Source organism: Hyphomonas neptunium ATCC 15444 (assembly GCF_000013025.1).
GTDB classification, from domain to species: Bacteria; Pseudomonadota; Alphaproteobacteria; order Caulobacterales; family Hyphomonadaceae; genus Hyphomonas; species Hyphomonas neptunia.
This window is the reverse complement of record NC_008358.1, coordinates 3,060,168-3,081,063: the sequence shown is the minus strand read 5'-3', so window position 1 is coordinate 3,081,063 and position 20,896 is coordinate 3,060,168. Positions and strand designations below refer to the sequence as shown.

Annotated in this window: 18 protein-coding genes; 9 read left to right on the top strand and 9 right to left on the bottom strand. The window is 62.8% G+C overall.

The window, feature by feature from the left end:
• Window positions 1–54 precede the first annotated feature (54 nt).
• Window positions 55–1,053, bottom strand: coding sequence for an N-acetyl-D-Glu racemase DgcA (gene dgcA, locus HNE_RS14450; protein ID WP_011647897.1), 999 nt, complete (start codon window positions 1,051–1,053; stop codon window positions 55–57).
• 89 nt (window positions 1,054–1,142) lie between these two features.
• Here dgcA and HNE_RS14445 point away from each other — a divergent pair, with 89 nt between their 5' ends.
• Genes HNE_RS14445 through HNE_RS14430 form a run of 4 tightly spaced genes read left to right on the top strand, consistent with a single transcriptional unit; the run spans window position 1,143 to window position 4,622 of the window.
• Window positions 1,143–2,270 (top strand): ABC transporter permease, encoded by a 1,128-nt coding sequence (locus HNE_RS14445; RefSeq protein WP_011647896.1) that lies wholly within the window; start codon window positions 1,143–1,145, stop codon window positions 2,268–2,270.
• A complete protein-coding gene (locus tag HNE_RS14440; protein WP_011647895.1) occupies window positions 2,267–3,034 on the top strand; it encodes an ABC transporter ATP-binding protein in 768 nt (255 codons plus the stop codon). Before HNE_RS14445 ends, HNE_RS14440 begins: the two co-directional genes overlap by 4 nt.
• 14 nt (window positions 3,035–3,048) lie before the next feature.
• Window positions 3,049–4,002, top strand: coding sequence for an MlaD family protein (locus tag HNE_RS18145; RefSeq protein ID WP_011647894.1), 954 nt, complete (start codon window positions 3,049–3,051; stop codon window positions 4,000–4,002).
• On the top strand, window positions 4,002–4,622 hold the full coding sequence (locus tag HNE_RS14430; RefSeq protein ID WP_011647893.1) for an ABC-type transport auxiliary lipoprotein family protein: 621 nt from the start codon (window positions 4,002–4,004) through the stop codon (window positions 4,620–4,622). Before HNE_RS18145 ends, HNE_RS14430 begins: the two co-directional genes overlap by 1 nt.
• Window positions 4,623–4,661: 39 nt before the next feature.
• Here HNE_RS14430 and HNE_RS14425 read toward each other — a convergent pair whose 3' ends face one another.
• On the bottom strand, window positions 4,662–5,861 hold the full coding sequence (locus HNE_RS14425; protein ID WP_011647892.1) for an acyl-CoA dehydrogenase family protein: 1,200 nt from the start codon (window positions 5,859–5,861) through the stop codon (window positions 4,662–4,664).
• 207 nt (window positions 5,862–6,068) lie between these two features.
• On the opposite strand from HNE_RS14425, the gene HNE_RS14420 reads away from it, so the two are divergent.
• Window positions 6,069–6,611 carry a type VI secretion system tube protein Hcp gene (locus tag HNE_RS14420; RefSeq protein ID WP_011647891.1) on the top strand — a complete coding sequence of 181 codons (543 nt, stop codon included), beginning with the start codon at window positions 6,069–6,071 and terminating at the stop codon, window positions 6,609–6,611.
• A 61-nt stretch (window positions 6,612–6,672) separates the two neighbouring features.
• On the opposite strand, the gene HNE_RS14415 is transcribed toward HNE_RS14420, so the two are convergent.
• Window positions 6,673–7,788, bottom strand: a complete 1,116-nt coding sequence (locus tag HNE_RS14415; protein WP_011647890.1) for an acyl-CoA dehydrogenase family protein — start codon at window positions 7,786–7,788, stop codon at window positions 6,673–6,675.
• Window positions 7,789–7,992: 204 nt separating this feature from the next.
• Between HNE_RS14415 and HNE_RS14410 the strand changes: the two genes are divergently transcribed.
• Together HNE_RS14410 and HNE_RS14405 are read left to right on the top strand one after the other, a co-directional pair.
• On the top strand, window positions 7,993–8,571 hold the full coding sequence (locus HNE_RS14410; RefSeq protein ID WP_035592397.1) for a hypothetical protein: 579 nt from the start codon (window positions 7,993–7,995) through the stop codon (window positions 8,569–8,571).
• Between the two features lie 79 nt (window positions 8,572–8,650).
• Window positions 8,651–10,603: a hypothetical protein gene (locus HNE_RS14405; RefSeq protein WP_035592393.1), complete on the top strand. Its 1,953-nt coding sequence runs from the start codon at window positions 8,651–8,653 to the stop codon at window positions 10,601–10,603.
• Here HNE_RS14405 and HNE_RS14400 read toward each other — a convergent pair whose 3' ends face one another.
• Window positions 10,604–10,969, bottom strand: coding sequence for a VanZ family protein (locus tag HNE_RS14400; protein ID WP_011647887.1), 366 nt, complete (start codon window positions 10,967–10,969; stop codon window positions 10,604–10,606).
• A 106-nt stretch (window positions 10,970–11,075) separates the two neighbouring features.
• Here HNE_RS14400 and pepN point away from each other — a divergent pair, with 106 nt between their 5' ends.
• Window positions 11,076–13,697, top strand: coding sequence for an aminopeptidase N (gene pepN, locus HNE_RS14395; RefSeq protein ID WP_011647886.1), 2,622 nt, complete (start codon window positions 11,076–11,078; stop codon window positions 13,695–13,697).
• A gap of 94 nt (window positions 13,698–13,791) precedes the next feature.
• Window positions 13,792–16,194, top strand: a complete 2,403-nt coding sequence (locus HNE_RS18140) for a PAS domain-containing sensor histidine kinase (RefSeq protein WP_049755153.1) — start codon at window positions 13,792–13,794, stop codon at window positions 16,192–16,194.
• A gap of 4 nt (window positions 16,195–16,198) precedes the next feature.
• On the opposite strand, the gene HNE_RS14380 is transcribed toward HNE_RS18140, so the two are convergent.
• From HNE_RS14380 to HNE_RS14360, 5 genes are all read right to left on the bottom strand, one after another.
• Window positions 16,199–16,798 (bottom strand): histidine phosphatase family protein, encoded by a 600-nt coding sequence (locus tag HNE_RS14380; RefSeq protein ID WP_011647884.1) that lies wholly within the window; start codon window positions 16,796–16,798, stop codon window positions 16,199–16,201.
• A 4-nt stretch (window positions 16,799–16,802) separates the two neighbouring features.
• Complete coding sequence (locus HNE_RS14375; RefSeq protein WP_011647883.1) at window positions 16,803–17,615, bottom strand: 3-deoxy-manno-octulosonate cytidylyltransferase family protein; 813 nt, start codon at window positions 17,613–17,615, stop codon at window positions 16,803–16,805.
• Window positions 17,616–17,633: 18 nt separating this feature from the next.
• Complete coding sequence (locus HNE_RS14370) at window positions 17,634–18,080, bottom strand: hypothetical protein (protein ID WP_011647882.1); 447 nt, start codon at window positions 18,078–18,080, stop codon at window positions 17,634–17,636.
• 69 nt (window positions 18,081–18,149) lie between these two features.
• On the bottom strand, window positions 18,150–20,270 hold the full coding sequence (locus HNE_RS14365; protein ID WP_011647881.1) for a M56 family metallopeptidase: 2,121 nt from the start codon (window positions 20,268–20,270) through the stop codon (window positions 18,150–18,152).
• Window positions 20,267–20,632, bottom strand: coding sequence for a BlaI/MecI/CopY family transcriptional regulator (locus HNE_RS14360; protein WP_011647880.1), 366 nt, complete (start codon window positions 20,630–20,632; stop codon window positions 20,267–20,269). The genes HNE_RS14365 and HNE_RS14360 overlap by 4 nt, the downstream gene beginning before the upstream one ends.
• Between the last annotated feature and the right edge of the window lie 264 nt (window positions 20,633–20,896).

The window sequence follows — 20,896 nt, the reverse complement described above, 5'->3', positions numbered from 1 at the left end:
TCATCCCGGACGCGGCAAAGCCGCGATCCGGGACCTTCTCACCGCCCTTGCGCCCTACCGGGAGCCACCCCACCCCCAAAGCCCGGCCCCCGGCGGCGACACCCGCCCCTCCGCATACACCAGCCCACCCTCAATATCGCTCGCCAGCCAGAGCGGTCCGTCGAGATCTGCCGCGTCCGCCAGCTGCGCCAGCAGCACGGCCGGCGCCATCGAGAGCGACCCCGCCACCATACAGCCGACCATCACGCCCATCCCGGCAGTCCGCGCCGCGCGCACCATCGCCAGCGCTTCGGTCAGCCCGCCTGCCTTGTCGAGCTTCACGTTCACCGCGTCATAATTCCTCGCCAGTGTCTGGATATCGGCGCTGGTATGCGCGCTTTCGTCGGCGCAGATCGCCACCGCGCCCGGCCGCCGCATCAGCGCCGCGTCTTTCCCGGCAGGGAAGGGTTGCTCAATCAGCACCACGCCGAGCCTTGCGGCGGCTTTCACCAGCCCTGGCAGGTCGGCTTCGCTCAACCCTTCATTGGCGTCGGCAATCAGGCGCGCCTCAGGCCGGGCTTCATGCACCGCCTTGATCCGCGCCAGATCCTCCGCCCCGCCGAGCTTCAGCTTCAACAGCCGTCCCGGCGCTGCGGTCGCTGCGGCCGCCATGGCGTCCGGCGTATCCAGGCTGATCGTGAGGGCCGTCTCCACTGGCGCAGGCTCAGGCAACCCCGCCAGTTGCCAGACCGGCTTTCCCGTCTTCTTCGCCTCCAGATCCCACAGCGCGCAATCCACCGCGCAGCGTGCTGCGCCCGGCTTCATCAGGCTTTGCAGCGCCTCGCGCGTGATCCCCGCCTCGATCTGGACGCGCACAGCGTCGATCTCTTCGAGTACGCTCTGTACCGTTTCGCCATACCGTCCATAGGGAACGCTTTCCCCCCGTCCGGCGTTTCCATCTTCTGAAAGGCGCACCCGCACCGTCTCGGCGCTGGTCTTCGATCCCCGCGAAATTGCAAAGGCTGCCCTCAACGGCGAGGAAATGTGATCAGTTTCAAGCCGGAGATGACCCATGGGTTAATCCTGCAAAGTGAATTGTATTGGATTGGCACACACCGTCCTTAAGCATGTTTTGGTAGTCAGGTCAGTCAGGACCCTAAAGAATGCTGAACCTTACCGCCCCCAGCTTCGCGCTTGAAGACAGCGACGAGGGAAACGTCCTCCGCCTTGGCGGAGACTGGACGGTGGCGACCATTAACCAGCTCGATGCCCAATTGCGCGCGGTGTCTCAATCTGTCCCGATTTGTCTTGATGTGTCCGGACTTGGCCGCCTTGATACCTCGGGCGCGTATCTGATCGACCGCACCTGGCGCGAAAATGGCGCCGCCTGGCCGCCCCGGATTGTGGGCGACCACGCCTCCGCCGCCAGCCTTCTGGAACAGGTCCACGCCCATGCTGAGCCCGTCCCGCCACCCGCAAAAGCCGATGCGGGCCTCCTCGCCATGCTCGAGCGGACCGGCAAGGGAAGCGTTGATTTCTATAAAGAAACCACCGCCAGCCTCGCCTTCCTGGGGGAGACGCTGGTCACCATTGTCCGCCTTCTGGTGCAGCCCTGGAAGCTGCGCTGGACCTCCATCGTGGCGGTCATGGAAGAAGCCGGGCTCAATGCGATGCCGATCATCGCTTTCCTCTCCTTCTTCGTCGGCATGGTCGTCGCCTTCATTGGTGCAACGACGCTGAAAGACTTCGACCTTGAGATCTACACGATTGAACTCATTGGCTTTTCCATGCTGCGCGAGTTTGGCGTCGTGCTCACGGGCATTGTCCTGGCCGGCCGTACAAACTCCTCCTTCACCGCCCAGATCGGGACCATGAAGATGCGCCAGGAGGTCGATGCCATGCAGACCCTCGGCCTCAAGCCGATGGACGTTCTGGTCGCCCCACGGGTTCTCGCCATGCTGGTGATGACGCCGATCCTTACCTTCGTTGCCACCCTCGCCGGCGTTGCCGGCGGCGCCACCGTTGCCTGGGCAGCCCTCGACATCAACCCGGCTGTCTTCGTGGAGCGGATGCGCAATTCCGTTCCCATCGACCAGTTCTGGATCGGCATGTCCAAATCCCCCGTTTTCGGGCTGGTTGTGGCGCTGATTGCCTGCCGCCAGGGGCTTCAGGTCGGTGGCAGTGTCCAGTCACTTGGCAAGGCAACCACCACATCCGTGGTGCAGGCGATCTTCGCCATCATCGTCATCGATGCCATCTTCGCGATCTTCTATATGGAGTTGGGCCTGTGAGCGAGGCGCCCATCATCCGCATCCGCGACATGAAAGTCGCCTATGGCCGTAATGTCATCCTCGACGGGTTCAGCCTCGATATTCCGCGCGGCGAAGTCATTGGCATTATTGGCCCATCGGGTGGTGGCAAGTCGGTTACTTTGCGGGCCATTGTTGGCCTCAAACAGCCTGAATCCGGCAGCGTCGAGGTCTTTGGCGAGCAGCTGGAAACCTTGAGCAGCGAAGAGCGCACCGCGATCGAGCGCCGCTGGGGCATCATGTTCCAGGATGGTGCGCTGTTCTCCAACCTCACTGTGCGCGAAAACGTCATGGTGCCGATGCGCGAGCATACCGATCTAAATCCGGCCCTGCGCTATGCTCTCGCCGACATGAAAATCCAGATGGCCGGCCTCGACCCCAGCGCGGGCGACAAATACCCCTCAGACCTATCTGGCGGTATGCGCAAGCGTGCCGCGCTGGCCCGCGCTCTGGCGCTCGACCCGGAACTTCTCTTCCTGGACGAGCCGACCGCAGGCCTCGACCCGATCACAGCTGCGGCCTTCGACAAGCTGATCCGCGATCTTCAGCAGGCCCTTGGCCTGACGGTGTTTCTCGTCACCCACGACCTCGACACCTTGCACGCTGTTTGTGACCGCATCGCGGTCATCGGCGAGAAGCGCGTGCTCGCCGTCGGAACGATGGATGAGCTCAGGGAGTTCGATCATCCCTGGATTCAGGAATATTTTGGCGGTCCGCGCGGGCGCGCGGCGTCGGCAGGTTATTAGGAGGACTGGGGACCATGGAAACCAGGGCAAACTACGCATTGATAGGCGGTCTTGTGATCCTCGCTGCCGCACTGGTGGCAGGGTTCGTCCTGTGGCTCGGCCAGTCCGAGTTCAACCGGGACTACAAGGATTATGACATCGTGTTCGAAGGGCCCGTCTCGCTCGAAGAGGGCGGGGCGGTGCGCTATATCGGCATCAAGGTTGGTGAAGTCGCCACGGTTCGGATCGACCGGGCAGACCCTTCAAAGGTCCGCGCTCGCATCCGCGTCTCCCGCGAAACGCCGATCCGCGAAGACTCCAGCGCGTCCATCCAGCTGGCTGGCATCACCGGCACAACCTTCATCCAGATCAGCGCTGGCACCGGCCGTCCGCTGGAGGCGCGTCCCGGCGAGCCGGTTCCCGTGATCCCGTCGGAACGCACTCTTGTGGACCAGATCGTTGCCGGCGGCGCTCAGGCGCTCGGCCGCGCCAATCTCACCTTCGACAATGTGAACAAGATCCTCACCGATGAGAATATCGCCTCGGTCAGCGCCACGTTGAAGAATCTTGAAATCGCAACCGCTAAACTCGCTGCCGATGACGGGCTGCTCGACCAGGCCTCTACAACACTGGATGAGGTATCGCGCGCCGCCGCCGCCTTCGAGCAGGCGTCTGTCGAGTTCCAGGAATTCGGCAACTCTGCGGATGCCAGCCTTGCTGACGCGGCTGCTGATCTGAAAATCGTGGTGGCCGATATTCGCTCCGTAGCCCAATCAGCCAGCGGCACGCTGGACCGCAGCGCCGAGGCCGTTGCGGCGGCCACCGCCATCATCGAAGGCCCCGCCACCGAAACCTTCCAGAATGCGGGCCTTGCGAGCAAGGAGCTGCGCATCATGCTCAACCGTTTTGACCGGTTCCTGAGAGAACTGGAAAGCAACCCACAATCGCTGCTGGTTGGCGAAGCTGTACCCTATGAGGATAACCGCTGATGTTCCGTCCCCTGATCCAACCTCTTGTTTTGGCCGCCGCCCTGGCGCTCAGCGCTTGCGCGGGTATCATCCCCCAGCGTGATCCGGCCAATGCGCTCTACCGCATTGGCCCGCTCGAGCCTGCCCATCAGCTCTCCGCTTCCGTGACGGTGCGCGAGCCGGAGGCCTCGCGTCTGCTCGCCGGCCGGTTCATGTCTGCAGAAGATGAGACCGGCGCTATTCGCTACGTTCGCTCCATTCAGTGGTCAGACCGCTCGACCAGCCTTATGCAGGAAGCCGTCCTCGACCTGCTCAATGGGGAAGGGGGCAATGTAGCCCTGCCGGCCCAGGCGGGCGCGGTGACCGAGTATGAATTCTCGTGGCGCATCTCAGACCTTACCCTGAAAGGGAACACAGCGCGCTGCCGGCTTGAGGGAGCAATCCTTAAAGGCCGCGAACGGAGCATTCAGCGCCAGACCTCGATCTCAACTTCCGCCACAGCTTCGGGCAACACCGATGCTGCCCGCGCGCAAGCGCTGGTCGAAGCTGGTCAGGCGTGCGCCGGGGAAGCGGCCGCCTTCATTGCGGCAACAGCGCTGCCAGAGCCTGAGCCAGAATCAGAAACGCCGGCCCCGCAATAACGGGACCGGCGCTTCAGCGTCTGAAAAATGTAAGGTCGATCAGCCCGACTTCATCTCGTCGAAGGCGCGATCCTTGTCGACGCGGACATCCTGGGGCAGGCCAAGAACGCGCTCGGCGATGATGTTCTTCAGGATCTCGTCTGTGCCGCCCGCAATGCGCAGACCCGGCGCCCACATGAAGCTCTGCTGGAAGATGGCATCGGCCGGCATTTTGTCGGTATCGGTCATGATACCGTAATGGTCCTGCATCTCGATGGCCGAGTTACAGATGTCCTGCAGGTGGTTGGCCGTGATGATCTTGCCGATCGAGTTTTCCGGACCCGGCGTCTGACCGCGAGAAAGGGCAGTCTGGGTACGGAATTTCGTTAGCTTGTAGCCTTGCGCGGCCACATACCAGTCAGCCAGCTTTTCGCGGAAGGCCTGATCATCCATCGAACCGGCGGTCTTGGCATAGGCCATGATCTCACCCCAGTCGGGACCGGGCGAGCCGCCAACGGCGAGACGCTCGTTCATCAGGGTCACGAGGGCCACTTTCCAGCCTGCGCCGACTTCGCCCAGGCGGTCGCTGTCAGGAATGCGGACATCCGTGAAATAGACTTCGTTGAATTCGCGGCCACCGGAAGCCTGGTGGATCGGGCGAACTTCAACGCCGGGCTGTTTCATGTTCACGATGAACATGGTGAGGCCCTTGTGCTTTGGCACTTTGGGATCGGTGCGGACCAGCAGAATGCCGTAGTCGGAATAGTGCGCGCCCGACGTCCAGACCTTCTGGCCGTTGATCACCCACTCATCGCCATCTTTCACGGCGCGGGTCTTGAGGCCGGCAACGTCAGAACCGGCAGACGGTTCGGAGAAGAGCTGGCACCAGACTTCTTCGCCGAACAGCGCTTTCTGGACATACTTCTTCTTGTGCTCTTCAGAACCGAAGGCGATCACGGTGGGGATACACATGCCCAGGCCAATGGCGAACGGGCCGGTTGGCGCGTCATACTTGGCTTCTTCCTGGCCCCAGATAACAGCTTCCATCGAGGTGCCGCCGCGGCCGCCCCATTCCTTCGGCCAGGTGATCTGGGCGAACTTGTTTTCGGCTTTGGTCTTTTGCCAGGCTTTCGCGCGGGCAAGGGCAGACTCGTTGGCCTGGCGGGGTTTGGCGCCTGCCTTCAGCTCGAGATGCTTGGAGAGGAAGGCGTTAGCCTCCTTGCGGAAGGCGGCTTCTTCGGGGGTATCATTGAAGTCCATGGGGCACTCCGTTCGTTTTCTTCAGTGTTTCTGTTCTAATTATATTGGTCTGTAGGGTCTTGGGGGCGAGGATTTCTCCCCGGATTTTTTTGCCGTGTGCGGATGCTGCCAGCGTGCTGCCTTATTCCATCCTGAATCGGAGCGTCCTATGACAGTCAGGCGCCGGGGCGATTCCGCCGGGTGCGCCAAGCAAAGGGACACAACATCATGTCGCATGTCATTACGAAATCTCGCCGGTTTATCGGAGCCACGGCCGCTTCTCTTCTCATCGCAGGCCTGGCCCATGCCGGTATCGAGATCGACGTCAGCGGCTCCAAAATTCCGGCGTCCAGCCTGACTTTCAGCGTCTCGCAGCAGGCCGTGTATGATCCGGTCACCTATGCGCCGGTCGAACCGAAGCGTTCGGAACTCTACACCGGCTCGCTGTACGTCACGCGCAGCTTTGACTCCTCGTCCGTGAAGGTGCTCAAGCATGTCATCGAAGGCACGCAGGTTCCCACCGTCGAGATCACGATGACCCGCGACGGTTCGCCCGAGCGTCAGGTGTGGAGCCTGACCAACGCGACCCTCAACAACTACTCGACCTATACGGCCGAGGGCAGTGAAGTGGTCGAGAACTTCGACATCTCTTATGAGAGCGCCACACTGAAAGTCTTCACCGGCGCCGGCAATACGCCCGCCGATACGCTGACCTGGAAGTCGGCTGCGCCCGTTGCCATGCCGGTCGAACCGGCTGCTGCGACGGAATAATCCGGTATCCGGGCGGCGGGACATCTCCTGCCGCCCGGTAACTCCGCAAGAGGCAGATGCCTCAGGCCGCATTCTTGGCCTCAAGTGCACGCACCAGCTTTTCCTTCCAGACCTTCGGCGAACCAGCCTGCACGTTCAGCAGCTTGGAGCGGCGATAGAAGAGGTGGCAGTCGACTTCCCAGGTGAAGCCCATGCCGCCATGCGTCTGGATGTTTTCCTTCGACGCAAACCAGTAGGCTTCTGACGCGGCAACGCGGGCCGCAGCGGCGGCTTCCGGTAGCTCGGCAGCGCCGGTCGAAAGCGCCCAGGCGCCATAGTAGCAGTTGGAGCGGGCGACTTCGTTCTTCACATACATGTCGGCCAGCTTGTGCTTGATCGCCTGGTTGCCACCGATCGGGCGGCCAAAGGCGTAGCGCTGCTTAGCAAACTCGTTCGCCATTTCCAGGCAGACCGACGCGCCGCCCAGCTGTTCGAAGGCGAACAGGACGGCGACCCGGTTGAGCAGCTCATCATTGAGCATTTCGCCTTCGCCCTTGCCGCCGAGGCGTTCGGCGGGCGTGCCGGAGAAGGTGATCTCGGCATGGCTGCGTGTGGGGTCGAGCGTCTGGACAACTTTGCGGGTGACGCCCGCGCCGGAGAGGTCAACGAGGACGAGCGAGGCGCCGGACCCTTCCTTGGCCAGAACAATCGCGTGCGTGGCGATATCGCCATCGGCAACCGGGATCTTGGTGCCCGAAAGGGTCTTGCCGTCAAAGGTGGTTGTCAGGTTGGACGCGCTCGGATGGCCAGGGCCTTCGCTCGCGGCATAGGCGCCGATCACTTCACCCGCCGCGATTTTTGGCAGGATGGCAGACTTCTGGCCGTCATTGCCGGCGAGTTTCACCGCTTCGGTCAGGTAGTAGGCGGTGGAAGAGAAAGGCACAGGCGCAATCGCGCGGCCCATTTCTTCGGCCAGCACGCACATTTCGAGCATGCCCAGGCCAAGGCCGCCATGCTCCTCAGGGATGGCGGCGCCCAGCCAGCCCATCTCGACGACCTTGCCCCACAATTCCTTGTGGTAGGCGGTCTTTTCATCGTTCAAAACCTTGCGGACTTCGGCAGTCGTGCAGGCCTGCGAGAGGAACTTCCGGGCCTCATTGGCGAGAAATTTTTGGTCTTCGGAAAAATCGAAATTCATGGCGCGTCAGGCTCCCAGTCGCCCGGTCGGGCGTGTCTTGTTTATCGCTGATGAGAGAGCATAGCGCGCTTTACGCGCACGGAAAGCCGTGACCCAAGGGAAACAAATTCGCCAGTGACTTTGGGGAAATTTGATCGATTGCGCTTACTTGCGGGACATATTCCTCTGGCATTCTTGAAGGTTGAACGAGTGGGGTCGTCCAACATGGCCAAGGCAATATTTCACAAGTCACAGCGGGTGTATGTGAAGCCGGTCGGCACATGGGTGCTGATCGAGCGGGTCGTGCCCCATTGGGTCAAGGGCGTCGATGAACCCTTGCGTATTGCCTATGATTGCGGTCTCGGGCGGTTGTTCCAGGCCAATGAGCTCGCATCGGAGCAGGCCATGCACCGCATGGAGCGCTGCGAGGAAGATGACGACGACGAGATGCTCATCGAGCAGTGGCGGGTTGTCCGGCGCATGATGAAATGGCGCACCGGGGACGGGCAAGCCATTATGGGCGCCACCCAAGGCACCTATCCGGCTGTTGCCACCGATGACGGCGCAAACAGCGGCTGGCGTGTGCCGGCCACCGAATATGACCGCGACCCGGCCCGTGTCGAGCATCAGGCCCGTATGATTGCGCATACGCCGGACCTCTTCCGCATGGCCCGCAAGATTGCCGAATTCGCCTCCGCCAACCCCAAGACGATGCCCGATGAACTGCGCCCGGTTGCAGAGCGCTGCGGGAAAATCCTGCGCAGTGTCTACCGGCTGGAAGAAGAAGCCGCCGCAGCCGAGTAGCCGCCTTGCCCCCCTGAAAGGGGGATGTACGGCCGGGCGTCAGACCCTATGCTGGCCAAGAATGGTATTGGAGTTCGCTATGATCCGCGCCTGCCTGGCCGCGCTGGCCTTTGCTTTTGCCCTGTCACAGCCCGCGCAAGCCTGGGTCAGCGGCTGGTCCTCGTTCGGCGAACCGAACTGCACCGGCAAGTTCTCCGACAAGGAATGTTTGACGAAGCCGGCAAGATGGGTCCGTTCCGGCGACGGCGCGGTTCATCTGCGCATCAAGGAGTTCCGGGGGCTGCCGAAGAGCAAGGTTGAGGCGATCTTCAAGTCCCAGGGCGTTGACTGGTCGGTGTTCGAAAGGGACACCTACTGGCGGGACGGCAATGACAAGGAAAACAAGGACAAGGCGCGCCTTGCCCGTTACACCTTGCGCGGCCTCTACACGGCAGACGGCAAGACCGAGCTGATGCCGCCACAATTCCTTGCCATCTATCCGTTCTCGGACAAGGTTGCGCTTGTGAAGATTGTGGATGGCAATTTCCGCATCGCCACCATCGGCAAGAACCCGGTTCTCTCCGACATCCCGTTCCGCTGGGCATCCTTCACCACCAACTTTGGCGGGCTGCAGGCCACGCCCATGACCATCCAGTTCGAAGCGCCCGGCAGTGGTGACACCCGCTCCCACCATCTGATGGCACCCGATGGCACCATTCTCACGACCATCGACAATGTCCTTGTGCCCATCAAACGCGACACAACCCAGCCCGAATTGCGCGACCCCGCCTATTACGGGTTTGACAGCGGCCTGATCGGCTTTCCAATACGTACCGCCGCTGGCACCGAAGCCTCCGTCTTCGTCGATTCCCGCACTGGCGCCATCGACCGGATCGATGATCCGCTGACCTTCCTGCGGGTTAACAATGGCATGACCGAGCAGTATATTTGCGGCCAGAGCCGAGGGAAACCGGAGTGGGGCGGTCCCAAAAGCTATTGGGCGGCCATGGTCAAGGTTGGCATGCTGCCGGAAAGCACGGGCCTCCCGGATCGTAATATCTACATGCCGCTCGATGATCGCGGCCGCCCATTGGCGCAGACCACCGGCAATCTCTTTGTCGGCATGGCCCGCATCAGCGCGGAAGACTCCGAGATTGTGGCGGAGACCAGAGGCTGGCTCTTCGTTTATTCCGAAAAGGGAAAGCTCACTTACTCCGTGGCCGGAGCGGCAACTGATGACGTGGTCTCCAGCGCGCGTTACCAGATGATGCCGGAGAATGTCGCGCAGATGGCGCCGCGCCTGCAGCGCGTCGCCGACGTCTGGTTCGGCCGGCCCGACCAGGACATCCTCGAAACCGTCATCGGTGAGCCGGTCTACCATACCTATGCCATGGAGATGGCGGTGCGCCTGTTCTCCGATCCGGCAAAGGGCGCAGAGGGCGGCATGACAAACTGGACCCATGTTCCCGTGTGCGAGCCCGTGAGCCTGACCTCAAAGTTCCTTGACCTCACCAGTCTGCTGGCCTCGACAGAAACCGGCGCCAATCCACTCGCCGTAGTCAGCGTTGCCGCTGGGCAGAAGAAGGCCAGGTTTCTGGCCACTCTGAAATATTGGGCAGAGGCCGACGAGCGCGCCGCCGCGAAGGAGCACGCCTATCTGCAGACCACCATCAATGAGGCCAATGCCGATATGGCTGCCGGTAAGAATGTCCGGGGTGACCATGGCTTCTTCCATGCGGCGCGCGCCACGGGCGGGCGGATGCTGGACTATTACTGGCGCGACAATCAGCGGCTGCCCCTGATCGAAGACGCCAGCGACATCTGCAGCCGCTTTGGCAGCAACAGCGCGGAATGCCGGCTTGTCTGGCCCTGGGCGCAGGGTATCTATAATCAGGAGGAAGCAGCCCGTCAGGCCGAAGCCGAACGCTACGCCGCCAAGCAGGCCGCCGACCGGGCCGACTATCAACGGGCGATCTCCAAACCGGCCTACGTTTCGTCTAAGCCGAAAGAGATCCAGTATTGCTGGCGAGAGAGTGGCTTCTGGAACTGCTGATCAGCCCCGCACGCCGGCGCTGAAGCGGATCATCGCTGCGCCGAGCAGGGCGCCGGCGAGGTTGGCTAGCGCATCGAGCGCCGAGCCCTCCCGCCCGGCGCCGCCATAGGCCTGACCGAATTCAAGACAGACCCCATAGATCGCCGCGACCAGCGCCGCCACCAGCCAGCGCCGGGGATGCAGGGCGAGCGTCAACGGCGCAGCAAGGCCCGCATAGGCGGCCAGATGGCGGATCTTGTCCGAGATCTGCGGGGCAGGGACCTCGCCCACCGGTACAAGAGAGAGATAGCCGATGGCCACCGCAACGCAGAGCGCGGCAGCGGCGGCAACGCGGCGGATAATCAGAAAGGGAGGGCGCGCAGGCATCGGCCCCCCTTTGCCAGAGGGCTGCCCTATGGGCAACGCCCCTCGACGGGCCGGGCCCTGTCCGGTATCCCCTAAAGCCTGTCACCCCTGCCGGAGACCCTGATTGATGCGTACTGAAACTCCCGTCGCCGTCCGCCTTGCTGATTACACGCCCTATCCCTTCTCGATTGATGAGGTCCGTCTGGAATTCCGGCTGAACCCCGCTGCCACGCAGGTGCGCGCAACCCTGAAGGTGACCCCGGCAGGCAATGGCCCGATGCGGCTGGATGGGGAAGCGCTGACGCTGAAGTCAATCCGGCTGGCAGCAGAAGGCGCCGCGCTCGCACCGCTGGCGGAGGCGGATTATTCAGTAGATGAGCATGGCCTCACCCTGACCGCGCCGCCTTCTGGCCCATTCACGCTGGAAACCACGGTCGAGATTTCGCCGGAGAAGAACACCGCCCTGTCGGGCCTCTATATGTCCGGCGGGCGCTTCTGCACACAGTGTGAAGCCATCGGTTTCCGCCGCATCACCTTTTACCCCGACCGCCCTGACGTGATGAGCAGTTTCCGTGTGCGGATCGAAGCGGAGAAGGCGGCCAACCCCTACCTGCTTTCCAATGGTACACCGGGCGAGGCGGGCGACCTTCCAGATGGCTGGCATTTCGCTGAATGGGATGACCCCCACAAGAAGCCCGCCTACCTCTTCGCCCTCTGCGCGGGGGAGTATGATGTGCTGCGCGATACGTTCACCACCGCCAGCGGCGCGCATGTTGATCTGGGCATCTATGTCGACAAGGGCGAAGCGGGCCGGGCGGCGTGGGCGATGGACAGCCTCAAGCGCTCGATGCGCTGGGACGAGGAAGCCTATGGCCGGGAATATGATCTCGGCGTGTTCAACATCGTGGCCGTGCGCGACTTCAATTTCGGCGCCATGGAGAACAAGGGCCTCAATATCTTCAATTCCGCCTATGTGCTGGCTGATGAAGCAACGGCAACGGACGCCGACTTTGAAGCCATCGAGTCCATTGTCGCCCACGAATACTTCCACAACTGGACCGGCAACCGCATCACTTGCCGCGACTGGTTCCAGCTTTGCCTGAAGGAAGGCCTCACGGTCTTCCGGGATCAGAACTTCTCCGCCGACATGCGCTCGCGCCCGGTACAGCGCATCAAGGACGTGATCCGCCTGCGCGCGCGCCAGTTTGCCGAAGACGCCGGCCCGCTCGCCCATTCGGTGCGCCCGGACAATTACGCCGCCATCGACAATCTCTACACCGCGACTGTCTATGAGAAGGGCTCAGAGCTGATCGGCATGCTCCGCCGGCAGATCGGATCGCAGGATTTCCGGAAGGGCATGGACCTCTATTTCAATCGCCATGACGGCCAGGCCGTCACGATTGAAGACTTCTACGCCTGTTTCGAAGCCGCCACGGGGCAGGACTTTTCGCAGTTCCGCCGGTGGTATGCGCAGGCCGGCACGCCTGAGATCACAGTTGAGGAAAACTGGGACGAGGCCAATACGACCCTGACCGTCAAGCTGTCGCAGTTTACCCGCCCCACAAATGGCCAGCCGGTGAAAAAGCCCGTGCCGGTGCCGCTTCTTTCCGCGCTGCTTGACGGGAAAGGCGGGCATGTCGCTGCCACGGACCGCGCTGCTGAACCTTTCCTCTATGTGCTCGACACCGAGACGGCGGAAATGGTTTTCCATCTGCCCGCCGGCAGCGGCCGCCCGCTTGTCTCGCTCAACCGCGATTTCTCGGCGCCCGTGCGTCTGACGCGCGCGCTCAACCGGGATGAACGCCTCGCGCTCGTCCGTGCCGAGACAGATCCATTCAATACCTGGGATGGCTTGCAGACCCTCATCAAGGAAGAGATCCTTACGCTCGCGGATGGGTCGCAGAAAGCGCCGGATCTCGCTCTTGTCGGCGCGATTGGTCAGGCCGTGCGCGGCGCCATGAACGACCCGGCGTTCGCCGCGCTCCTGACCCGCCTGCCGGATGTGGGCGAGCTGTTCCTGGAGCGCGAGCCGGCTGACCCGGTTGCCCTCGCCGCGGCCCGGCGCAAGTTACAGGCGGCGATTGCCGCAGAGCTTTCGCCCGAGATCACTGAGACACTGGCAGAGCCCTCGCCGGCGCCCTACAATCCGGGGGCGGAGCAAGCCTCCATCCGGGCGCTGCGCTCAGCCTTCATCCTGCTGCTGGGTGGTCGCGGGGACGCCGCCGAAACGCTGCATGATCTTTATCGCAATGCTCCGAACATGACCGAACAGCTTTCTGCTCTGCGCGCGCTGACGCTCTCCACCGGCCCCGGCCGGGAAGAGGCGCTCGCCGATTTCGAGGCGCAATGGAAACAGAACCCGCTGGTCATGGACAAATGGTTCTCGGTTCAGGCTGCTCTTGGTACGGCAGACGATGTCCGCCGTCTGATCGCCCATCCGGACTTCGACCTGCGTAATCCAAACCGGGTCCGCTCGGTCGTGGCCGCCTTCGCCATGCAGAACCTCGCCGCCTTCCATGCGCCCGATGGCTCAGGCTATGCCGCCGTGGAAGAAACCATCCTTGCCGCTGACAAGGCCAACCCTGCGCTCGGCGCCCGCCTGATTACCGCGTTCGAGCAATGGCGCCTGCTGGAGCCCAAAGCCGGCGCGCAGGCGCAGGCCTGCCTGAAGCGTCTGATCGCGGCCGGGCTATCCCCAAACGCCATGGATATTGCCCATCGCGCGCTTGAGGGCGACGCCAAAGGTTAACTTCGCTGTTAACTTTGTTAACGAACGGTCAATGATTCGCGGGGAAAAGGTAAGGCTGCCTATTTCCCGGAAGTTGCAGACGTCAGGCGTCACATTGGCAAGATCGCAGGCCCGTTCTCAGCTGAAACCGGCTGTTGCCGCAGAGGATGCGTCAGCAAAGGCTGAGGCACGCCGGCTGCGCGTCCTGGTGCCGCTGATCCTGGCTCTGCTGGCGGTGGCTCTCGGCCTCAAGGCCTGGGATGAGCGCCAGTCGGCAGAAGCTGTCCGCCTCAGCCAGATCGAGAGCGAAGCGCGCCATATCGCCGATCGCATCACGGCGGCCGCAAATGTCGCCGTTACCGCGATTTCCATCGCTGAGGGCGGCAGCGTTCCGCGCGCGGAAACCGCCAGCCTCACGCCCGGCATCGACGCTATCGTGTCGCTGCGCGACGCCTCGCAGTCGCCCGACGGATCGCGGCTTGGCGCCGCCGCGACCGTTGCCGGGGAGATGATGGAGCAGGGCGCCCTGATTGGCCTTTCCGGGCAAGGTGATCTTGTGTTTCTGGCCGCGCTGGACGCGCGCAATCCTGTCATTGCATTGACGCAGGCCTCCACGATCATTCCGGAACCTGGCAGCGGCGCGCATATATCCGTGCAAGCCGAAGGGCACGTCATCGGCTTCGGAGACCCGGCTCTGCAACCGGCAGCTTCGGCGGCAGATTTGCAACGTCCTCAGGTGACATCCTCCGGCGGCGTGCGCGCTGCCTCTGCCTGCGCCCCGGTGGGCGAGGGGAGCGTGTGTGTCTGTGTGACCGTGGATCAGCCCCTGTTCACGCGCGCCGACCTTCTCAGCCTTGCGATCTTTGCACTGTTGGTTGCCGCGCCGACATTCACCCTGTTTGGCCTCTCCCGCCGGCTTTCGCTACGCCAGCGGGAAATCGCCATCCAGGAAACCCGCAATGAAGAGTCAGACCGTATCTTGGGCCTTGTCATGCGCGGCGCGCGGGCGGGCTATTGGGAATGGTATCAGGACGCGAGTGCCTTGTTTCTGAGCGACGGCGCCGCTGACCTTGTCGGGCTTGGCGAAGGCGGACGGGCGCCGCTGGAAGAATTGCTCGCCCGCGTTCCCGTCGAAAGCCGGGGCTATGTGAAGGAAGGCTTCTCCAAGGCGCGCAGCATTGGCTGGGTCCACCTCACTTTCATTGCCCAGACGAGCCCGCTGCGCTGGATCGAAATGCGGGGCAGCATCTCCACCGATCCGGTCACCGGCACGACCGTGTTTGGCGGCATCATGATGGACGCGACCGAGCGCAAGCAGGCCGAAGACCGCGTGAAGACCGCCGAGCGGCGCCTGCGCAATGCCATCGAGGGCTTCAACGGCCCCTTCGCCCTGTGGGATACGCGCAAGCGGCTGCTCTACTGGAACCGCGCCTTCGCGCTCGACTTCGGCCTTCAGGATACGCTGCGCCCCGGCATGAGCCATGACACGGTGGTGATCGCGAGGGCAGGCGCTGTGTCTATGGAGCGCCAATCCGAAGAGGACGCGCGCACAACGACAATTGCCCTGCGCACCGGCCGCTGGCTGAAGATGGTGGAGCGCGCCACGCCTGATGGCGGGCTGATCACGGTTGGCATTGAAGTGACCGAGAATGTCCGCAATGAGGAAGAACTCAAGAAGCAGAAGGAAAAGCTGCGCCGCGCCGCGCTCGATCTGGAGCGTTCCGAAGGCCATGCCAGTGAGCTGAGCCGAAAGTATTCGGAGGAAAAGGAAAAGGCCGAGCGCGCTGCTCTCGCCAAATCCGCCTTTCTCGCCAATATGAGCCATGAGCTGCGCACGCCGCTCAACGCGGTCATCGGCTTTTCCGAGATCATGACCAACGAGCTTGCCGGACCGCTGGGTGATCCATCGTACAAGGAATATGCCAAGGATATTCTCATGTCCGGCCAGCACCTTCTGGACATGATCAACGACATCCTCGACATGGCCAAGATCGAGGCGGGCAAGATGACCATCAGCCCGCAACCCATCGACCCCATTGATCCGGTTGATGCGGCGATGCGCATGATCCGCCGCAAGGCCGAGGAGAAGGCGATTGATCTGGTTCTGGAGGCTGAGGATAACCTGCCCGACATTGACGCCGACCACCGCGCCATCCGGCAGATGATGCTGAACCTCCTGTCCAACGCCATCAAGTTCACCGACCGTTCCGGCACCATCACGGTGCGGGTCGAGCAGCGGGGCACCGACATCTATTTCGGCGTCACCGATACCGGCATCGGCATTCCGGCCGAAGACCTGCCGCGCCTTGCCCAGCCCTTCGAGCAGGTCGCCAAGACCAAGGACCGCAACCATGAAGGCACCGGCCTTGGCCTGTCACTGACCAAATCCTTTGCCGAGATGCATGGCGGGCGGATGCTGCTCTCCTCGATCTATGGCGAGGGCACAACCGTGGCGTTTGTCCTGCCGATCGGCGGGCCGGCGGCGGTCCGCTTCGACATCCAGCGGGATGTTGCCTGACGCTTCAGGGCCGCTGGTTCCAGTTCAGGATTTCGCTGACGGATCGCGAGACCGTCAGCTCGCCCCAGGCACCGGTCTTCAGCTTCCGGTCTAGCCCTTCAGGCGCCTTGTCCACCACATCCGGTAGGAACCGGGCAATACCGTTGGAGGTGACGATCAACGCGGCGGCGTCTTCGGACAGGGCGGCGGCGCGCGTCAGGAGGCCGCTCCAGCCCGCACGGATCGCCGCCACATCCACAGTCCAGTCTGGCGGCGGTGTCCCGTCCCGGTCCCAAGCCTCCAAGGCCGGTCCAAGGCGCGCGGCGACCGTCTCCTCCGGCTGTTTCTCATCGGGACCATAATCGATCTCGGTCAGGAAAGGGGCAATCAGCAAGGCCGGATTATCTGTCCGCTGGCTGAGGATTGCGCGCGCGGTCTGGCGGGTGCGGATGAGGACCGAACACAGCGCGGCAGAGAACCGGATATCGGCAAAACGATCAGCCAGATGACGAGCCTGTTCGCGCCCGGAGATCGACAATGGCAGGTCCGTGCGTGCGCCAACACGCGTGACGGTATCGCCCTTGTCGAAGGTATTGCCGTGCCGGACGATAAATAGCCGGGCCATGCTGTCAGGCGACGTCCGGCTCGCCGAACTCGGCCACAAGGCGCTCGGCAAGGGCAATGTCTTCGGCCGTATCGATGCCGGGGATGGCGATCTTGCCGGGTTTGACTTCCACAGCCTGGACGCTGAACCCGTTCTCGATCAGGCGCAGCTGCTCAAGGCCTTCCAGCCGCTCATAATAGCTTTCGGGAAGGGCGCAATAACGGCGCAGCGTATCAAGGCGGAAGCCATAGAGGCCGACATGTTGGCAGACCGGCGAGAGATCGTTCAGCTTGCGCAGTTCCGGTTCCTTGCGGATGGCGGGCAGGATGATCTTGGAAAACCAGATGGCCCGGCCCTTGGGATCTTTGACCAGCGTGGTGCCCGAAAAAGGGGTCTGCGCCTTGTGATTTCGCAGCTGATCAAGCGCGGCCCAGCTGAGCCGGATGTAAGGCGTTGCGGCGTCGGTGCCTGATTTTTCCAGAGCCTCGACGACGGCTACGACATGCTCGGCCGGTGTGAACGGCGCGTCGCCTTGCAGGTTCACCACGAAATCCGGGCTCATGCCCAAGCCGTCCACAGCCGCGAGCGCCCGGTCTGATCCCGATGGCAGGGCCGGGTCGGTCATCACCACATTTATGTTGTTGTCGCGGCAATATTGCAGGATGCGCGTGTCATCGGTGGCAACGACAAACTCGGCGCCCTTGCCAAGTCTGGCCGCCGCGCGCCGCGCAAGGTCGGCGACGCGGCTGACCATCGTTTTTCCGGCGATCTTGGCGAGCGGTTTGCCCGGCAGCCGGGTGGAGCCATAGCGGGCAGGGACAACGATCAATGTCTGCATGGTTCAGGTTCCCCCGTATCAGGGGCGCGGGCCGGACTGGAGCTGCCCGTCATCCTGCATTACCTGAACCAGTGCGAGGATCGGCCCGACCCATTGCAGCGATGTTTCGGGCACGCCTTCATTGCGCAGGAACTGGGTGAAGGCAGGTACGAAATTCTCGTGGCGGCCACATTGCTGGATGGCTGAATTCAGTTCCGGCACGACGACGGTTTCAAAGCTGCGGGCAAATTGCTGGATATCTTCCGCCTGGGCGGCGAGGAGGATGCTCTGCACCGGATCGACCTTGCCATCTTCGCGCGTCAGGCGGCGCAGGTCGTTTACCAGGCCCCGGTTTTCCGAGGCGAACTGGCCGAGTATCCGGTCGGTCCGGTATTGCACCCATTCGGTGGTGCAGGGCTCAGGCTGGGTGGCGCAGGCGCCAAGCGACGCGAGGGCCATAGCGGCCAGGGCAAAGCGGATCATCATGCGGAGGGCCTTCCGGAGTTATTACCCGGCTGACCCTAGCCGCAACTGCCGGGCGCGGAAAGCGCTGGTTCAGGCGGCGTCACACGCTTCCTCGTTAAGGCTCAACGCCGTGGAAAAAGGAAAGAGGCTCGTATGCTTCTCCTCTCCGAGCAGATCCGACGGCGGCGCTGGCACTTCTGGGGTTGCAGGCGGAGAAGGCTCAGCGGGCGTTTTCGAAGTGCTGGTCTTTGTGGAGAAGGTAAAGGTGTGTTTGTCGCTATTGGACGAATGCTGGCGGAACTTGGCTTTCTCTTCTTCGCTGAGGCCAGCATTCGAGTTGATAAAGCCCCTCGTCGTTTCGGCGCGCAGGACATCCTCGCCACCGGCGGCGCAGGCGATTTTCACGCTGTGGCCGTCATCCGTCTGGCGCTCGATGATCCGGGTTTCGCCGTCGGCCAGATCAAGTGCGGCGCACTCTTCGGCCAGCTCAGGGATAAGTCCGGTGCGCGCCTCGATCCGGGATTGGAACTCTTCGCCATAATGACGCTCAACCTCGGCTTCGATGCGGGCAGCCTCTGCCTCAATGCGGGCGGCGTTGGCCTCGACGCGGCGCTCTATTTCCAGGGCGCGGGCTTCGCTGGCATGATCCATACGTGCTTCGAACACCGCTGAGCGCGCTTCGATCTCCGCTTCCATCTGAGCGGCGCGCGCCTCGATTTCTTCTGCCTTGGCTTCCATACGGGCTTCGAATTCCTCGGCCCAGGCATCGATCTCGTCTTCGGACATGCCGGCAAAATTCATTTTGAGGCTTTCAAACGCGGCGTCCGTGCCAAGGCTTGCGCCCATCAGAGCCAGTTCGGTGCTCAGGCGCGTGATTTCCTGGAAGTCCGGATCACGGGCCAGGTCGATTACATCGACAAGCCCTTCTGGTCCTGTAAGTTCGGCCACATCCGCTTCAATGCTCATCGACAGATCGTGGATGTCCGAAGGCACGGGTGGATTGGGGACAAGGCCTTCGACCGGGTCCGTGAGCAGAACGACCTGACGGTTATCGACCTTCTCTCCGTCGAGCCAGAGCGTGCCGTTTTCGATCTTGAGGCTATTCTTGTCCTTCTCTCCCGCAGCAGCGACCGAGGCGGTGCCGACGAGCGCAGTGGTTCCCAGGAGAACGGCGGCGCCAAAGCCGATCCAGCGGCGGCGTGTGTCAGGGGCGGGATAGGACATGAGCTTGAGCCTTTCCTTGAGAGCGTGGGTAAGCGGCAGGCTGGTGGTCAGCGCAATGCGGGCCGGCATCTGCATGCGGACGGCTTTGACCAGCGTGGCGCCATAGGCATGGGGGCTGGCATGGCCGCGGCGGAGTACATCGGCGTCGCAAGCGGCTTCCTGGTCCGTGCGGAAGGCCTGGCGGGCGATGTAGGCGAGCGGATTGAACCACATCAGGGCGACGAAGATTTCAGACGCCTGGAGCGCCCAGAGATCGCTGCGCTTCACATGGGTGAGCTCATGGGCAATGGCGGCGCGCGCTTCGGTGCGCGAATAGTCCTGCGCAAACCAGGCGGGCAGGACGACCGCCGGGCGGAAGAGGCCGGTGACGAAGGGGCCGCTGGAGATCAGGCTGGTGACGACGCGCGGCATCCGTTTCAGGCCGGCTTCGCGGGCGACCTCGATCGACAAGGCTTCCAGATCGCCGGTGACGGGCAGGCCTTCGCGTTCAACGATGGCCATGAACTGCATATGCGTGTGCAGGCTGCGGGCGAGAACGTAGAGCACGCCGCCGATCCAGACTGCGAGACCGATCAGGCCGGCATAGACGAAGAGATCAGGCGTCTCCACGAGCGCAGAATGGGGGGCGGGCATGTCGAAGGCTGCCGATGGCGGGGCCGGGACGATCTCCAGGGGCGCGGCGGTTACAGCCTCTGCGGGCGGGGCGGGCACCCCTGGGGTCGCTGTCGCCGATTCCCGGACGGTGAAGGCGGCGGGTTCGGGTGTGCCGGCGGGCAATTTCAGCCAGCTGAAGAGGGAGGCCTGATGGGGCAGCGGCGGCAGCAGCAGCCGCGCTATCGGCAGCAGCCAGAGCGCGTAGGCAATGCCGGCGCCGAAATGGCGGGCGACCGGCTTGCGGATCGCCAGAACCAGAAGGATCAGAAGCGTGGCGGCGACGGCGGCTTCCAGCGCATGGGACAGATAGGTGTCAGGAACCTGCGTGATCATTTCTTCAGCTCCCCCAGAAGCTTCTCGAGTTCGGCGATGTCGTCTTGTGTCAGGCCGCGCGTATCGGCCAGGTGGGCAACCAGCGGGGCGGCGCGGCCGGAGAACACCCGGTCGACAAACTGGCCGGCGGCGCTGCCCTTGTATTCGGCTTCATCAATCGCCGGATAATAGAGATAGCGGCGGCCATCCTCGCGTGTGGTGACGGCGCCTTTCTCGACCAGGCGGGCGAGGAAGGTTTTCACCGTGCGGACGTTCCAGTCTTTTCCGTCACCAAGTTTCTCGTGGACATCGGAGGCAGCAAGGCCCGGCTCTGCCCAGAGGATTCCCATGACTTCGAGTTCGGCGGCTGAAATCTGCATCATGATGCGCGGCTCCCGTGGACTACATACGTGGTCATTATCGGCGACTACAGGCGTGGTCAATAGGGGCAAGATGAATTCCGCGTAAGCTGGAGCCTGCCTGCGCAGCGCGGCTTGCGGTCGCTTCTATTACGCGAAACGGTCCTGTAGGGTTTTCAGACGCCGGGCGTTTTTTCCGGCGAGTCGCGTGGAGTATTGATATGAAACCGGGCCAGTCGGTTGCGCCGTCCGCCAATATGCGGAAAGTGGACAGGAAAGAATTCCGGG

Excerpts from the sequence above, each read along its gene's own strand:
- dgcA (WP_011647897.1), bottom strand. The coding sequence starts at position 1,053 with ATGGGTCATCTCCGGCTTGAAACTGATCACATTTCCTCGCCGTTGAGG.
- HNE_RS14445 (WP_011647896.1), top strand. The coding sequence starts at position 1,143 with ATGCTGAACCTTACCGCCCCCAGCTTCGCGCTTGAAGACAGCGACGAG.
- HNE_RS18145 (WP_011647894.1), top strand. The coding sequence starts at position 3,049 with ATGGAAACCAGGGCAAACTACGCATTGATAGGCGGTCTTGTGATCCTC.
- HNE_RS14430 (WP_011647893.1), top strand. The coding sequence starts at position 4,002 with ATGTTCCGTCCCCTGATCCAACCTCTTGTTTTGGCCGCCGCCCTGGCG.
- HNE_RS14425 (WP_011647892.1), bottom strand. The coding sequence starts at position 5,861 with ATGGACTTCAATGATACCCCCGAAGAAGCCGCCTTCCGCAAGGAGGCT.
- HNE_RS14420 (WP_011647891.1), top strand. The coding sequence starts at position 6,069 with ATGTCGCATGTCATTACGAAATCTCGCCGGTTTATCGGAGCCACGGCC.
- HNE_RS14415 (WP_011647890.1), bottom strand. The coding sequence starts at position 7,788 with ATGAATTTCGATTTTTCCGAAGACCAAAAATTTCTCGCCAATGAGGCC.
- HNE_RS14410 (WP_035592397.1), top strand. The coding sequence starts at position 7,993 with ATGGCCAAGGCAATATTTCACAAGTCACAGCGGGTGTATGTGAAGCCG.
- HNE_RS14405 (WP_035592393.1), top strand. The coding sequence starts at position 8,651 with ATGATCCGCGCCTGCCTGGCCGCGCTGGCCTTTGCTTTTGCCCTGTCA.
- HNE_RS14400 (WP_011647887.1), bottom strand. The coding sequence starts at position 10,969 with ATGCCTGCGCGCCCTCCCTTTCTGATTATCCGCCGCGTTGCCGCCGCT.
- pepN (WP_011647886.1), top strand. The coding sequence starts at position 11,076 with ATGCGTACTGAAACTCCCGTCGCCGTCCGCCTTGCTGATTACACGCCC.
- HNE_RS14380 (WP_011647884.1), bottom strand. The coding sequence starts at position 16,798 with ATGGCCCGGCTATTTATCGTCCGGCACGGCAATACCTTCGACAAGGGC.
- HNE_RS14375 (WP_011647883.1), bottom strand. The coding sequence starts at position 17,615 with ATGCAGACATTGATCGTTGTCCCTGCCCGCTATGGCTCCACCCGGCTG.
- HNE_RS14370 (WP_011647882.1), bottom strand. The coding sequence starts at position 18,080 with ATGATGATCCGCTTTGCCCTGGCCGCTATGGCCCTCGCGTCGCTTGGC.
- HNE_RS14365 (WP_011647881.1), bottom strand. The coding sequence starts at position 20,270 with ATGATCACGCAGGTTCCTGACACCTATCTGTCCCATGCGCTGGAAGCC.
- HNE_RS14360 (WP_011647880.1), bottom strand. The coding sequence starts at position 20,632 with ATGATGCAGATTTCAGCCGCCGAACTCGAAGTCATGGGAATCCTCTGG.